The organism is Paenibacillus sp. sgz302164 (assembly GCF_056120505.1).
Genome location: NZ_JBVYOL010000010.1, coordinates 271,631 through 286,094 on the forward strand (window position 1 = coordinate 271,631; position 14,464 = coordinate 286,094).

13 protein-coding genes and 8 tRNA genes are annotated in these 14,464 nt (G+C 52.6%); 5 read left to right on the forward strand and 16 right to left on the reverse strand.

Annotated features, from left to right (window positions below):
- Positions 1-38: 38 nt before the first annotated feature.
- From hisG to AC0LWT_RS18825, 8 genes are all read right to left on the reverse strand, one after another.
- The gene (gene hisG / locus AC0LWT_RS18790; protein WP_474682793.1) at positions 39-677 is read right to left on the reverse strand and encodes an ATP phosphoribosyltransferase; all 639 of its coding nucleotides are present in this window, start codon (positions 675-677) and stop codon (positions 39-41) included.
- A gap of 71 nt (positions 678-748) precedes the next feature.
- The gene (locus AC0LWT_RS18795) at positions 749-1,951 is read right to left on the reverse strand and encodes an ATP phosphoribosyltransferase regulatory subunit (RefSeq protein ID WP_474682794.1); all 1,203 of its coding nucleotides are present in this window, start codon (positions 1,949-1,951) and stop codon (positions 749-751) included.
- Positions 1,952-2,755: 804 nt separating this feature from the next.
- Complete coding sequence (locus AC0LWT_RS18800; RefSeq protein ID WP_474682795.1) at positions 2,756-3,250, reverse strand: acyltransferase; 495 nt, start codon at positions 3,248-3,250, stop codon at positions 2,756-2,758.
- On the reverse strand, positions 3,247-3,906 hold the full coding sequence (gene ppaX / locus AC0LWT_RS18805) for a pyrophosphatase PpaX (RefSeq protein ID WP_474682796.1): 660 nt from the start codon (positions 3,904-3,906) through the stop codon (positions 3,247-3,249). Before ppaX ends, AC0LWT_RS18800 begins: the two co-directional genes overlap by 4 nt.
- Complete coding sequence (lgt, locus tag AC0LWT_RS18810; RefSeq protein ID WP_474682797.1) at positions 3,884-4,861, reverse strand: prolipoprotein diacylglyceryl transferase; 978 nt, start codon at positions 4,859-4,861, stop codon at positions 3,884-3,886. The genes ppaX and lgt overlap by 23 nt, the downstream gene beginning before the upstream one ends.
- Before the next feature lie 57 nt (positions 4,862-4,918).
- Entirely contained in the window at positions 4,919-5,860 is a 942-nt protein-coding gene (gene hprK, locus AC0LWT_RS18815) for an HPr(Ser) kinase/phosphatase (RefSeq protein WP_474682798.1), read from the reverse strand.
- Between the two features lie 186 nt (positions 5,861-6,046).
- Positions 6,047-7,168, reverse strand: coding sequence for an ABC transporter ATP-binding protein (locus AC0LWT_RS18820; protein WP_474682799.1), 1,122 nt, complete (start codon positions 7,166-7,168; stop codon positions 6,047-6,049).
- A gap of 90 nt (positions 7,169-7,258) precedes the next feature.
- Positions 7,259-8,374 carry a PucR family transcriptional regulator gene (locus tag AC0LWT_RS18825; RefSeq protein ID WP_474682800.1) on the reverse strand — a complete coding sequence of 372 codons (1,116 nt, stop codon included), beginning with the start codon at positions 8,372-8,374 and terminating at the stop codon, positions 7,259-7,261.
- A gap of 150 nt (positions 8,375-8,524) precedes the next feature.
- On the opposite strand from AC0LWT_RS18825, the gene AC0LWT_RS18830 reads away from it, so the two are divergent.
- From AC0LWT_RS18830 to AC0LWT_RS18850, 5 genes are all read left to right on the forward strand, one after another.
- Positions 8,525-9,766 (forward strand): nickel-dependent lactate racemase family protein, encoded by a 1,242-nt coding sequence (locus AC0LWT_RS18830; RefSeq protein ID WP_474682813.1) that lies wholly within the window; start codon positions 8,525-8,527, stop codon positions 9,764-9,766.
- Positions 9,767-9,800: 34 nt separating this feature from the next.
- A complete protein-coding gene (locus tag AC0LWT_RS18835) occupies positions 9,801-10,193 on the forward strand; it encodes a hypothetical protein (RefSeq protein WP_474682801.1) in 393 nt (130 codons plus the stop codon).
- A 6-nt stretch (positions 10,194-10,199) separates the two neighbouring features.
- The gene (locus AC0LWT_RS18840; protein WP_474682802.1) at positions 10,200-10,796 is read left to right on the forward strand and encodes a gluconate 2-dehydrogenase subunit 3 family protein; all 597 of its coding nucleotides are present in this window, start codon (positions 10,200-10,202) and stop codon (positions 10,794-10,796) included.
- The gene (locus AC0LWT_RS18845) at positions 10,793-12,364 is read left to right on the forward strand and encodes a GMC family oxidoreductase (protein WP_474682803.1); all 1,572 of its coding nucleotides are present in this window, start codon (positions 10,793-10,795) and stop codon (positions 12,362-12,364) included. The genes AC0LWT_RS18840 and AC0LWT_RS18845 overlap by 4 nt, the downstream gene beginning before the upstream one ends.
- An 81-nt stretch (positions 12,365-12,445) precedes the next feature.
- Positions 12,446-12,748: an MTH1187 family thiamine-binding protein gene (locus AC0LWT_RS18850; protein ID WP_474682804.1), complete on the forward strand. Its 303-nt coding sequence runs from the start codon at positions 12,446-12,448 to the stop codon at positions 12,746-12,748.
- A gap of 725 nt (positions 12,749-13,473) precedes the next feature.
- Here AC0LWT_RS18850 and AC0LWT_RS18855 read toward each other — a convergent pair.
- The 8 genes from AC0LWT_RS18855 to AC0LWT_RS18890 form a co-directional block, all read right to left on the reverse strand.
- A tRNA-Lys gene (locus AC0LWT_RS18855) sits at positions 13,474-13,546 on the reverse strand.
- A 12-nt stretch (positions 13,547-13,558) separates the two neighbouring features.
- Positions 13,559-13,644, reverse strand: a tRNA-Tyr gene (locus AC0LWT_RS18860).
- 49 nt (positions 13,645-13,693) lie between these two features.
- Positions 13,694-13,766 (reverse strand) — tRNA-Phe (locus AC0LWT_RS18865).
- Positions 13,767-13,815: 49 nt separating this feature from the next.
- Positions 13,816-13,892, reverse strand: a tRNA-Asp gene (locus AC0LWT_RS18870).
- Between the two features lie 73 nt (positions 13,893-13,965).
- Positions 13,966-14,041, reverse strand: a tRNA-Thr gene (locus AC0LWT_RS18875).
- A 9-nt stretch (positions 14,042-14,050) separates the two neighbouring features.
- Positions 14,051-14,126, reverse strand: a tRNA-Val gene (locus AC0LWT_RS18880).
- Between the two features lie 14 nt (positions 14,127-14,140).
- Positions 14,141-14,217: transfer RNA gene (locus AC0LWT_RS18885), tRNA-Met, on the reverse strand.
- 24 nt (positions 14,218-14,241) lie between these two features.
- Positions 14,242-14,333: transfer RNA gene (locus AC0LWT_RS18890), tRNA-Ser, on the reverse strand.
- Between the last annotated feature and the right edge of the window lie 131 nt (positions 14,334-14,464).

The following is a 14,464-nucleotide window of genomic DNA, read 5'->3' on the forward strand; positions in this document are numbered from 1 at the left end:
ACTTGGTTCATCGGACAGACTCCTAGCTTCCGACCCCGTTACACCTGCGCCGGCACAGGCAGCACCGCTTGCAAAAGATCGCACAGCCGCTGAATCTGCTCGTTCTTCATCCGGTAGCTGACCCGGTTGGCGATCAGCCGGCTCGTGATCTGGAAAATCTCTTCCTGCTCGACAAGCCCGTTCTCCTTGAGCGTCTGCCCGGTTTCGACCATGTCGACGATCCGGTCGGCAAGGCCGATCAGCGGCGCGAGCTCAATCGAGCCGTTCAGTTTGATGACCTCGACCTGCTGCCCCTGCTCGCGAAAATATTGCGAGGCGACGTTCGGATACTTCGTCGCCACCCGCGGATGGATCACCGGCTTCCAATCCGGCAGCCCGATCACCGACATGCGGCAGCGCGCGATGCCGAGATCCAAAAGCTCGTAGACGTTGCGGTTCTCTTCCATCAGCACGTCTTTGCCGACCACGCCGATATCCGCCACTCCGTACTCCACGTACGTCGGAACGTCGACAGGCTTGGCAAGAATGAATTCCATTCCGGCTTCGGGAACCGGAATGATCAGCCTGCGGCCTTCCTCCAGATCCTCCGGAATCGGCAGTCCCGCCTTAAGCAGCAGTTTGGCTGCCTGTTTATAGATGCGGCCTTTCGGCATCGCTACTTTTAAAATCTCTTCCATGATGCAAAGCCTCCTTCGGGCCTCCGGACAGGACGCCCGTCTCGTGAGCAAAACTGTAAGCCTGATCCGGCTTAAGGAATCATTTTGATAATATCGTGATACACCGTTCCACGCAGTTCGTATCGTCCGTTCGGGAGCATCCGTACCTCGTCAGCCCAATCCGCGCCGCCGACAAGCTGCGTCACGACGATCAGCCCATCCCGGCTGCGCATCTCCCGGGCAAGCTGCAGCGCCTCTTCCCGGTGCTCCGCGTCATAGGCGATCAACGTGCGTCCCGGCTGCTCGGCCGGCTCTTTTCCGATGACCTCCAAGATCCGGTTGGTCTTGAGGGCAAAGCCGGTGGCCGGCGCCGGACGCCCGAACTGGCTGAGCAGGTTGTCGTAACGGCCGCCGCTGCAAACCGGAAAACCGAGATCCGCGGCATAGCCTTCGAACGTCATGCCCGTATAGTAGGAAAAATCCCCGATCATCGTCAAATCAATGACCACATGCTCGCTGACCCCGTAAGCTTTCAGCACATCCCAGACTTCGCACAGATGGCGAATCGCTTCCTGCGCGACCGGGTCTTTGGAGACGTGGCGCGCCTGCTCGCAAATTTCATCTCCGCCTCTGAGCCGGAGTACGCCTTGAAGCTCGCGTTCCACCTCAGGAGGAAGTGACAGTGATTTGATCGCTTCCCGGTAACCGACGTAGTCCCGGTTCAGCAAGCATTCCTTTAGCAGCGTCTGGGCGTCTGCGCGACCTGCCAGCGTTTCCTGAAACAGCCCGTTCAGGAAGCCGACGTGGCCGAGTGCGATTTTAAACTTATCCACCCCTGCCGCCTGCAGCGACGCGATAGCGAGCGCTACAACCTCCGCATCAGCCTCGGAGGAAGCATCTCCCACGAGCTCTACGCCGGTTTGAAAAAACTCGGAGTCTCTTCCAGCTTCCTCTTCAATCGCGCGGAACACGTTGGAGTGGTAGGACAATCTCAGCGGAAAGGCATTTTCCTTCAGCAGCGACGAAACGACCCGCGCAATCGGCGCCGTTAATTCCGAACGCAAAACAAGCGTCTTGCCCTTCCGGTCCAGCAGCTTGAACAGCTTCCTGTCTTCCGTAGAGCTCGCTGCTCCTACCGTATCATAATATTCCAAAGTAGGCGTCATAATCTGACTGTATCCCCAGCGCTCCATGCACGCCAGCACCCGGAACTCAATATTGCGCAGCTTTGCTACCGCTTCGGGCAAATAATCCTTAACCCCAATCGGCTTCTCAAACACTTTTGGCTTAGACACCGTCTCACCTCTACCCTATATCCGTCATCATGCCTCAGGCATGTGCATTGCTTCGCTCGATGCTTTAGTGCGATAACGTGCTACCATACTACCAAAATAAAGAATGTACGGTAATTTTAACACGTTACCTTTTGGGCGTCAATCGCCAGATGCAAGAACCCGTCCTTTGCGGCTATCGGTCTTCACCGCGCGCAGCTCCCAGCGCACGGTGTTGCGCTGCATGACGGCGGTCGGTCGACCACGCTTGGTAAAAAAAGAGCCGTACTGCAAGCAGTACAGCTCAGATTGTTCATAAAGTGACGGGCAGCCCACGCCTCTCCTACACGGGTGCAGCGCTGAAGTGGGGAGCATACGTCGGCTTGGCAGGGGAAAACCTGCGAAAGTGCAGGTTTTTCTCAGAAAAATGCTTCATTTTGGCGAAAAGCCTGCAATTGTGCAGGAATTTTCGATGAAAATGAATCTGAGCCCATGTTCGCGGCAAAAAGCCTGCACATTTGCAGGAATTTGTCGTAGCCAGCGCATCCATCGGGCAAAAACTGTACTTTTGCAGGTTTTCCTCACGCAACCAGGCAGATCGTTCGACTGGTCCTGGCACGCGGGGTTCTGGGCAGTCTGACTTTTGCAGGTTTTCTTCGCGCAACCAGATAGATAGTGCAACTAGTTTCTGGCATGCGGGTTTCCAGATAGCCTGACTTTTGCAGGTAACTTCACGTTGCCATGTTGGATGTGCTATCTTCTAGCGCGTGAGTTTTTCGACAGTCTTTCTCTTGCAGGTTTTCTTCGCACACTGCTCGCAGTACAATCTTACTCTTCCCCATGTCCTTCGCGAATGACCCGGATCGGATTGCCTGCGACAAAGCTGTGGGGAGCCACATCTTTATGCACGACCGAGCCCGCCCCGATCACCGCGTAATCCCCGATCGTCACTCCCGGAAGAATCGTCGAATTCGCTCCTACCATCACGTTGGAACCGATGCACACCTCGCCGAGCCTGTACTCTTTCGTTAAATATTCATGAGCCAGAATCGTGGTGTTGTACCCGATGATCGTATTGCTGCCGATATGAATTTTTTCCGGAAAAAACACGTCGACCATCACCATAAGGGCAAACGCCGTATGTTCGCCGACTTTCATCCCCAGCACGCTGCGGTAAATCCAGTTCTTGACCCGTAAGGACGGCGAATACCGGCTTATTTGTATAAAAATAAAGTTGCGAATCGCCTTCCATTTGCTGACCGTATGATAAATTTGCCACAGCGCATTCGGGCCTTCGACCGGAAATTTCTCCGTTCGTCTCAAGTCGTTTCCACTTCCGGAGCGGCTCCCGCAATCGCCAGCAGCTCGCGCATATCCTCAATGATATGATCCGGCTTGTATTCCTGCAGGTAGGTCCGCCCTTTCCAGGACCACGATACGCCGACCGAAGTGACGCCCGCGTTTTGCGCCGCCTGAATGTCGTAATGGCTGTCGCCGACCATGATCGCTTCGTCCACTTTACTGCCGAGCTGTTCCAGCGCCATGCGAATCCCTTCCGGATTCGGTTTCGGCTGCTTGACGTCGTCGACCGTGACGATCGCGCTGACAAAGTCGTACAAGCCGCACAGCTTCAGACCCATCAAAGTCGTCTGGCGGATTTTGCTTGTTACGATGCCGAGCTTATATCCTTTGGCATGCAGCTGCGACATCACCTCGCGGACGTGCGGAAATTCCCGAACCAATTCGTCGTGCTTGGACAAGTTGAACTCGCGGTATTTGCGGATCACGTCTTCCACTTCTTTTCTTCCTGTAAAAAACTCCATTTGCTCCACCAGAGGGCGCCCCATGTTCGGAATAATCAACTCTTTGGTAACCGGCTCCGGCGTTTCCCCTTCAAGGCTGTGAAGAAACGATTGCACGATCAGCTCATTCGTATCAACAATCGTTCCATCCAAATCAAACAGTACGGTTCGAATCATAATCGGCTCCTTTGGTATTCAACTCTTGATCCTTCTCGTTAGTATTTTCCGATGATGCTTTGGCGGAAATAATCGGATCGGCATAACGCACGGTTGCGTACCCTTTTTTCCTTCTTACAATGATAGTCGTAACCGCCGCGATAATAATAAGCAGCGAAAGCAGCTGCGAAATCCTTACATTGCCGCCGTAAGTCAAGGCACCCTGCTCAAATACGATGCTCATTGGCGACCAAAGAGCGTTCATGAGCGACGCCAGCCAGGCCGGACCTGTAAAGTCCAGACTGTCCGTACGAAGCGCTTCGATAAAGAAACGGCCGATGGAATACCAGATCAAATAGCTGAAAAACAGCTCTCCCGCCCGCAAAAAAGGTCTCCGGCGCAGCCAGAACAACAGCAGCAATCCGACAAGGTTCCACAACGACTCGTACAAAAACGTAGGATGATAAAACGTGCCCTCGATGTTCATCTGATTGACTATAAAATCAGGCAGGTGCAGCGTGTTTCTGAGGAACGACTCCGCAACGGGTCCGCCATGCGCTTCCTGGTTCATAAAGTTGCCCCAGCGGCCGATCATTTGCCCGACAATTAATCCCGGTGCGCAAATATCGACGATTCTCCAAAACGAATACCCTTTAGCCCGAGTATAAAAGTAACCGCCTATGATAGCGCCAATCAAAGCGCCGTAAATAGCGATGCCGCCGTGCCAGATCATAAAAATTTCGGCCAGATTGTTTTTGTAGTCATCCCACTGAAACGCCACATAGTAGATTCTCGCGCCCACAATAGCGGAAGGAACGCCGATCAATAATAAATCCATGAAAAAATCCTGCGGAATGCGGAATCGTTTTCCTTCCCTAATAGCCAGCAACAGTCCTACCAAAGCAGCGGTTCCCAGTATGATCCCGTACCAATGCACCTTCAAGGGACCTATTGCAAATGCGATTGGATCCAACATCGCTCTCTCGTTGCCTCCTTTTTTTGTAAGCACTCCCTACAGCCGCGCATTCGCGAATCAATCAAAATCTTCAAAATCCTCCGACAGCGACTCCGTCAGCTTGTTCGTAAATTGCAGCGCGGCATTGTAACCCATCCGCTTAAGTCGATAGTTCATCGCCGCCACCTCGACGATAACCGCCAAGTTCCGGCCCGGACGCACGGGAATCGTAACGAGCGGCAGGTCGGTTTCAATAATCCGCGTCAGTTCCTCGTCCAGTCCCAGACGGTCGTATTGTTTGTCTTGCTGCCAATTTTCCAGCTTGACGACGAGCGATATTTTCTTGATATTGCGGATCGCTCCGGCCCCGAACAGCGTCATCACATTAATGATGCCCACGCCGCGGATTTCGAGCAAATGGCGAATCAGCTCAGGCGCGTTGCCGGTTAGAACGTGGTCGGCGGTTTGACGAATCTCTACGGCGTCATCGGCAATGAGCCTGTGGCCCCTTTTGACGAGTTCGAGCGCCGTCTCGCTTTTTCCGATCCCGCTGCTTCCCGTAATCAGCATGCCGATTCCATAGACGTCTACAAGTACGCCGTGGATGGTCGTGCTCGGAGCCAGCTTGTTTTCCAAAAATCCGGTCAACCGGCTGGAAAAAATCGTTGTCGACACCTGGGTTCTAACAACGGGAAGATCCCGTTTCGCCGCTTCCTCCAGAAGCTCGGACGGAACTTCGAGCCCTCTTGTTATCACTATGCACGGCGTCTCCTCGGGTGCGCAGAGCTGTTCGGACCTGTTGCGGCGGACGCCGGTAGTCAGCATTTCAAGAAACGTAATTTCCGTTTTGCCCAGCAATTGTATTCGTTCCCGCGGGTGATAATTGAAATACCCCGCCATCTCCAAACCGGGGCGATACAAATCGGCCGTAGTAATCGGCCTTTTCAGTCCGGATTCACCTGCAAGCACTTCCATATGAAATTGTTCGACCATGTCGGAAACTTTAACCTTTTTCGCCATCCACCTTGTCTCCTTCGAGTTATGCCTCGGCCAAATGAGCTTCGCCAGCACAAACTAAATGTTCCCAATAGTTTCATCGTAAAGGAATCCCTATCCGAAATCAACTAAAGTGTTGATTAAACGGCCCAAACATGAATAAAAAGACCAGCCGATAACGGCTGGCCTATCTTTTTACAACATTATTGATTAGTTAACCAAGATGGACTTAGTCGATTCTTTATCGAAGAAGTGCACTTTGTTCATGTCAAGAGCGAGCTTGGTGTTCATGCCTTCTTTGATACCTGCGCGGCCGTCTACACGAGCGATAACGGTGTTAACGCCGATGCCGTTCAGGTACAAGTACATTTCATGACCAAGGTTCTCTGTCAGTTCCACGTTGACATTCAATACGGAGTTAGGGGAAGCCTCCAGGAACACCGGCTCATCGTGAATGTCTTCAGGACGAACGCCCAGAATCACTTCTTTGCCTGAGAAACCTTTGTCGCGAAGCGTTTGAGCTTTGCCCGCAGGAACTTCTACGCTGATATTGTTTGATTTGAAGTACAGAGAGCTGCCTTCTTGAGTCAATGTGCCGTTCAGGAAGTTCATGGATGGGGATCCGATGAAGCCCGCAACGAACATGTTTACCGGATGGTTGTAAATTTCTTCAGGTGTAGCGGCTTGTTGAATAATGCCTTTATCCATAACGACGATACGATCGCCCATTGTCATCGCTTCTGTTTGGTCATGCGTTACGTAGATGGTTGTAACGCCGAGACGTTTAGTCAATTTTGTAATTTCAGCGCGCATTTGTACGCGGAGTTTCGCATCCAAGTTGGAAAGCGGTTCGTCCATCAGGAACACTTGCGGTTCGCGGACGATCGCGCGGCCCAAGGCGACACGCTGACGTTGTCCACCGGACAGAGCCTTCGGTTTGCGGTCGAGCAAATGTACGATATCAAGGATTTTCGCAGCTTCGCGAACGCGAGCGTCGATATCCGCTTTTTTGAATTTGCGAAGTTTCAAGCCGAATGCCATGTTTTGATACACGGTCATATGCGGATAAAGCGCGTAAGATTGGAACACCATCGCGATGTCGCGGTCTTTAGGAGCTACGTCATTCACCAGACGGTCGCCGATGTACAGTTCGCCTTCCGTAATTTCTTCCAAACCTGCGATCATACGAAGAGTTGTCGATTTTCCGCAACCGGAAGCGCCTACAAGTACAACGAACTCTTTATCTTCAACTTCGAGATGGAAATCTTTTACAGTGGACTCTTCTGCACCGGAATATCTTTTCACGATATGATTTAAACGTACGCCTGCCATGGTTTCATTCCCCCTACGGTTTATCGGACTTCATGTATTCATCTTAACGCACATGCCACGGACTGACTATGCACAACTCTTACAAAAAAATCACTTTCTTTTCGTTACTTTGTACAATAGCAAAGCCAGCCTGACCAACACAGCATGGTTGAACGTCCTCACATCGAGACCTGTCTCGTTTTTAAATTTATCGAGCCGGTAGAGCAGCGTGTTTCTATGAATGTACAGTTTCTTGGCGGTTTCGCTTACATTGCAGTCAAGTTCGAAAAACTGCTCCAGCGACATCACGGTCTCCGCATCCAAGACATGATCGGTGCCGCGGAGAACCTGCTCCAGAAACTCGGCCTTCTCCTCCTCCCGGATCAAATGAAGCAGCTTTTCCAGGCGCAGCTCCCACGGGAGATGGATGTTGCTGCCGACATGAAAGGAGCGCCCCAGCATGATCGTCTCGCGCAGTTGAAGTATTGTGCCGGGCAGCACTTTGGCGGGCTTCACCGGATAGTGGATGGCCAGATGGCACTCGCCGACCCATTCGTTCGCCAGCATTTCGTAAAGACCGGAGCCAATGGCGTCAAGAATTTGCTCCGCGCTTTCCTCTTCGTCTCCATCCCGGTCCTCCGCTCCGCTCGTCAGCAAGCTTTCCGAAGCGAGGATCAGCCACTCTTTTTCAAGCAGCGGGATCAGGGTGATCTCGGACTCGAAGAACGACTCAAGCAGCTTTTTCAGTTCCGTATAAGACACCCGCTGGTTCTGCGAATAGTCGCCGTATATGAGCAGCGGAATCCGGGTAGAGTACAGTGAGGACTGAGAGGCCAGCGCATCGGGCAGCTCGGCGTGAGCGGCGCCGCGCTCTATTTGATGCATCAGCCACTCCCTGATCTGGTAGGCTTTGCGCTCATCTTCGGAAACGTAGGCATTTTTTTGCTTTTTCTCTTGCGATTGCTTCGATTCCATCATTAATTCGACAAGGCGGCGCTCCGAATCGGTCAGCGCAGCTCTGGAAGCTTGCAAAATTCGAATATCGCCCTGCTCCCTGCCAAGATAAAAAAGCACATCATGATCGCGAACAACGCTTCGGGCAAAATCGCGCCCCTCCTGCCGCTGTCTGTCCATCAACCGATTCCATTCCGCCTCGGGCAGCAAACCAATCTGCATAGGTGCATGTAAAACCGCTTCCAATTGTTCCTTCATGCGTTCCCAATCCATCTGTCCCTCTCCCTGCGATCAAAATCTCTCTATATTGAATTCATTGTAACATATGTTGGGAAAAGGATGCGAAAAGCCGCCTGCCTCGCTCATAAACTTCCCGTTTATGGAAACAATTAGAACATGGTTTGAACGAGAGGAGGGTTCCACATCCATTACGTCCCATATGGGAATACTACTGTTCCTTTGCATTTCCCGCAAGGCGCGAAACCCGATTGGATCAGCTATCAACGGCCTGCCTCAGCAGATTCAAAAGATAGCATCGCAGGCGCCCTTCAGCACCCCATCGCCGCGCCGCGGCTGCACGAAGCTGTCAAAGGCCGCCGCAACGCCGTCATTCTGATCAGCGACATATCGCGCCTATGTCCAAGCTATTTGTTTCTGCCGCAGCTGCTTGACGAGATAAATCAAGGCGGCATTCCCGACAAGCGGATACGCATTGTCGTTGCTCTCGGCATGCATCGCAAACAAACCGTGCAAGAGATGATCCGGTTGGTCGGAGAATCCGTCTATCGCCGCATCGAAGTAGTGAACCATTCGCCTCTGCCCGAGGACTGTATACGGCTCGGAGTCACCCGGATGGGTACGCCGGTGGAAATCAACAAGCATGTCGCCGAAGCCGATTTCCGCATCGTCACCGGCAATTTGGAGCCGCATGCTTTGGCGGGCGTTTCCGGAGGGGTCAAGGCGCTTTTCCCGGGCACCGCTTCAGCCGCTGCAATCGAGCATAACCACGGCTTGTCGCAGACGTATGCCTCCACGCCCGGAAATGCGGACAATCCTGTCCGCGCGGATATGGAAGAAATGCTGCAGTTCGTTCCGGTTCATTATCTGCTGAATGTCGTCGTAGACCATGAGCGCAATCTGCTCGGCGCGGTCGCCGGGGATGTCATTGCCGCCCATCGCGCGGGGCTGGACCTGATGCGGCAAGCTTTTCTCGTTGAGGTTCCCCATCTGTACGATGTGGTTATCGTTTCCCCCGGGGGTTATCCCAAAGACACGCAGCTGTATCAATCCGTAAAATCATTAAAAAACGCCTCCGAAATCACTCGGCCAGGGGGCCAAATCGTGCTCATCGCCCGCTGCGAGGAGCTGTTCGGCAACGGCATTTTCCAATTTTGGGTGGAAACGATCCAGGACCGCCGCATCATGGTGCAAAAGTTGAATGATAAATTTGTGCTCGGAGCCCATAAAATCGAACATATCGACCGGATTTTGAGCAAACATGAAGTTTTTATGTATTCGCAAATGCCCGATGCAACGACTGAACTGCTTGGCTTCCGGCCCGTTTCGGATCTCGATTCGACGCTTGCCCGCTTAACGGGGGCTCCCGATTTGAAAATTGCAGTCATTCCTTACGGAGGTATTACATTCCCGCAGGTGCGCTCGTAGCCGCGAGAATCATCATTTTTGGAGGGGTTTCATTATGGTATGGGATAAATGGGCCTTGGACCGGGTAATCATCCTTGTCATCGGCCTCGGTTATTTACTGCTGTGGATTCAAGTAACGATGCTGCATTACAGGCAAAATTTCCACAACAAAGCGATGTGGGAGCCCGTCCTGCTGGCGCCGATCATTTGTTTAGCTTCCGTCGTCTCAACGCTAGCGAACAGCAGCGGATGGTACGTGCTGAGTCAGATTTTGTTTTGGCTTGGCGCTATCTCCGGCTTGATCGGTTTTTATTTCCATTTCAGGGGAGTGGGCCTGAGAGTCGGCGGATACGCTCTGCGCAATTTCCTGACCGGTCCTCCGGTCGTCCTGCCTCTGCTCTTTTCCGCCTTAAGCATACTTGGCCTGATCGCCGTATATGGAGGGTAGACGCTGATGAACAACCATACGCATTATCCGTTCTACGATGTGATGTCGCAGCAGGATGAGTGGGATGCACATACGCAAACGATCGTTCAATCCAGACTTGTGCGCGAACATAGCTATCGGTTTCTAACGTTGACTGAAGCGGAGATGCTGCGGTCATGGTGCTCTCTGCTTGTGGATGACGACCGGGGCGAAATTATCGGGTATGTGCTCAGCCACATCGACGAAAGTCTCGCCGGCAGCAAAGGCGAAGGTCAGCGAAAAACCGGCGTGCCGCCCGCCCAGGTATTGATCCGTCAAGGGCTGAAAGCCATCGATGAGGCATCGGACATGGCGGACAGCAAGCCGTTCTTTCAACTGGAGGAAAACCGCCAAAGGCAAATCATGACAGACATCAGCGGCGGTCTCCTCGGTCATAGCAAGCTGTGGGAAGGAATATCCCAAAAACATTTGTTTCAAAAGCTCCTGACCCTGACCGTCGAAGCCTACTACTCGCATCCGCAAATCTGGTCCGAGATCGGCTATGGAGGCCCCGCTTACCCGCGCGGCTACGTCAGAACCCAGCTCGGGCATCTGGACCCGTGGGAGGCGGTTAAAAACCAATGAAATGGAGACACGAGCACGAAGAGGCGGATGTTGTCATTATCGGGGCCGGCGCAGCCGGAGGCGTACTAGCCAAGGAGCTCAGCGAAGCCGGAATGAGCGTCGTTATTCTGGAGGCGGGGCCGATGCGCGATCCGCAAAAAGATTTTGCCAGCGATGAACTCGCTATGAAATCGTTGGGTTGGCAGGACACCCGGCTTGTCGACGGCGCCGACCCGTTAACGATGGGCCATAACAATTCCGGTTGGGGCGTCGGAGGCGGCACTCAGCATTTTACCGGCGTCTTTTTGCGATTTCACGAATCCGATTTCAAAACGAAATCCATTGACGGAGTCGGTGAGGACTGGCCGATTCATTACAAAGACCTGGAGCCTTATTACAGCAAAATCGAAAAAGAAATCGCCGTTTCCGGCCCCCATTATTTCCCTTGGGGCAATTTCCATGGTCCCTATCCATATCCGGAGCGCGAACCTCTCAGCCCGAACGCCTACCTGTTCCAAAAAGGGTGTGAGGCGCTCGGCTACCAGTCCGTCGTCACGCCGCTGGCCATACTCTCCGCCCCGTTCGAAGGGCGTCCCCCGTGCATCAACCGCGGCTTCTGCAACCAGGGATGCATGCCGAACGCCAAGTTCAGCACGCTGATCGTTCATATTCCCAAAGCGATCAAAGCCGGAGCCGAGCTGCTGACCGATTGCATGGCGACGCACATCGAAACGAACGGGGACGGCAAAGTTTCTGCCGTTATTTTTGTTCGTAACGGCCATACTTACCGGCAGCGGGCTAAAATAGTCATCGTATCCGCTTATGTCGTCGAGACGCCGCGCCTGCTGCTTAATTCGGCTACGCCGCAGTACCCTGACGGTCTCGGCAACAGCAGCGGCTGGGTCGGCCGCGGATTTATGCCTCACAGCAGCCATGACGTATACGCCAAATTCGATCAGGAAATCCGGCTGTATAAAGGTACTCCCGTGCTGGCTTCCACCCAGGATTTCTATGAGACCGACAGAAGCAGAGGCTTTGCCCGCGGCTATACGATTCATGCTCACGGCGCCAGACCTGTCGGCATGGCAAATGGCATCAGTTCCGCACAAGGCGGCCCTGTTTGGGGCGAGAAATTGCGGCGGACGATGAACGATTACAACCAATACGGCCGTTTGACCATGGTTGGCGAGGTGCTCCCGCATTGGGACAACCATATCGCCTTATCGGACGAAAAAGACGCTCATGGCATGCCCCGGGCCAAAGTTACTTTCAGCTACGGAGACAACGATCTGAAGCTGATCGACCATGCGGTGGAAAGCATGAGCACAATCCTGAAGGCTGCCGGCGGCCAAATCGAATATGTTGTGCCGGACTCCGCGCATCTTATGGGCGGATGCCGAATGGGAAATAACCCCGCCACCTCCGTCGTCAATTCCTACGGCCAAAGCCACGATATTCCCAATCTGTTCATTTGCGACGCCAGCATATTCGTCACGTCAAGCGGTGGGAACCCGACGAATACCGTCATGGCGCTGGCAGCCAGAACAGCCGATTACATCATCGGGCTCGCCGGCTCCCAGGAGATTTGAACCTCTCGGACTGTTTGCACGCCTTCCTTCCTTCATCTACAATAAAAAATATACAGACTTGCTAAGGAGGAAGACAAGCGTATGGCCATTGCTGAGTTTACGGTTATTCCTATAGGCACGGCAACTACCAGCCTAAGCGGCTATGTTGCCGATCTTCATAAGGAGCTTGCCAAACAAAGCGGCATCAAGTTCGAAATGACCTCAATGGGAACCATTATAGAAGGACCGTTGGACCGGCTCTTCGAAGTAATCCGTACCATACACGAGATCCCTTTCCAAAACGGCGCACAGCGGGTATCCACCTCCATCAAAATCGACGACCGCCGCGACAAACACGCCTCTATGGAACAAAAAATGCAATCCGTCGCCGAGAAGTTGAAATAACAAACCTCATAGGAGAGGATTCAAAAACGAGCGATGGTTTGTTCACGCATCAGACGATCTGGCTGACACAATCATATGTTAGCCAGACTCCCCCTGCGCTGCCCAACGAGGGAAAGAGGCGACCAATCAGCCTGCCGAGAAAGTCGCGATACTTTGCTAGGGTTAGAGACTTGAAGAAGCGCTAATTTGGGGAAAGCCACTTTTTCACCATGCGCGCCTTTCCCGGCGTAGGTCTTGTGACTGCGCAGCTGGGCTGGAAGCAGCTTGGTGGGGAGAAAACCTGCAAAAGTGCAGGTTTTCCCTTCGAAATTGGATTGATTTGACGAAATACCTGCAAAAGTACAGGAAATTTCGCTGAAAGTGAATCTGTGTCCATGTGTTCGGTGAAAAACCTGCACTTTTGCAGGAATTCTTTGTGGCCAGTGATCAAAGGACGCAAATTCATGTATTTTTGCAGGTTTTCTTCGTTCTCAAGAAAAATGAACCTCAACCCCTATGCTCGGTGAAAAGCCTGCCACAATAGCAGGAATGTTGCGCTACCGGCATATCAAACGAGCTAAAAAGCTGCACGTTTAGGTTTTCATACGGAAAAGTCAGAGTCGGGTAGTTGTGCGGTCACTCTGACCTTTCCCTTGTCTCTTGTAATGACAAAAAGCACCCCCTTTACAGGCAGATGCTTTTTGTAATAAAAAAAGACCCCGAGGGTCAGCTTGATTGTTGAAAAGTGAGCCATGTAGGACTCGAACCTACGACACCCTGATTAAAAGTCAGGTGCTCTACCAACTGAGCTAATGGCTCTTATTAAGGTAATGGTGGAGGCTGATGGATTCGAACCACCGAACTCGTCAGAGAACAGATTTACAGTCTGCTGCGTTTGGCCACTTCGCTAAGCCTCCAGATTAGAGATACCTGCGCCGCATACCATTGCAGCGCAACCATCTCAAATGGCTCGGGACGGAATCGAACCGCCGACACGAGGATTTTCAGTCCTCTGCTCTACCGACTGAGCTACCGAGCCTTATGTATGCAACTATAGTTTGTCCCATTTGGGCAAAAAAAATAATAGGTGGCGGAGCCGACGGGATTCGAACCCGCGGTCTCCTGCGTGACAGGCAGGCATGTTAGGCCTCTACACCACGGCTCCGCATTAAGAAATAACTAAATCTCCGAAAATCAAATGGAAGCTCAGTCGTTGACTTTCACTCTTTGAAGTGAAATGGTGCCGTCGAGAGGACTTGAACCCCCAACCTACTGATTACAAGTCAGTTGCTCTACCAATTGAGCTACAACGGCATATAATGATGGTGGAGGCTGACGGGATCGAACCGCCGACCCTCTGCTTGTAAGGCAGATGCTCTCCCAGCTGAGCTAAGCCTCCTACTGGGTTGTGTATGGTAGCGGCGGAGGGGCTCGAACCCCCGACCTTACGGGTATGAACCGTACGCTCTAGCCAGCTGAGCTACGCCGCCATACAAGATATATATAGTTGGAACTGGCGGAGAGAGAGGGATTCGAACCCTCGCACCACTTACGCAGTCTAACCCCTTAGCAGAGGGTCCCCTTATAGCCACTTGGGTATCTCTCCAAGCTATATATCTCTAGGAATTTATCATTCCCTGAAAACTAGATACGAAACTTGCGTAAAGTGTGAGTTAAATTGTATAGGTTAAGCCCTCGACCGATTAGTATTCGTCAGCTCCACACGTTGCCGCGCTT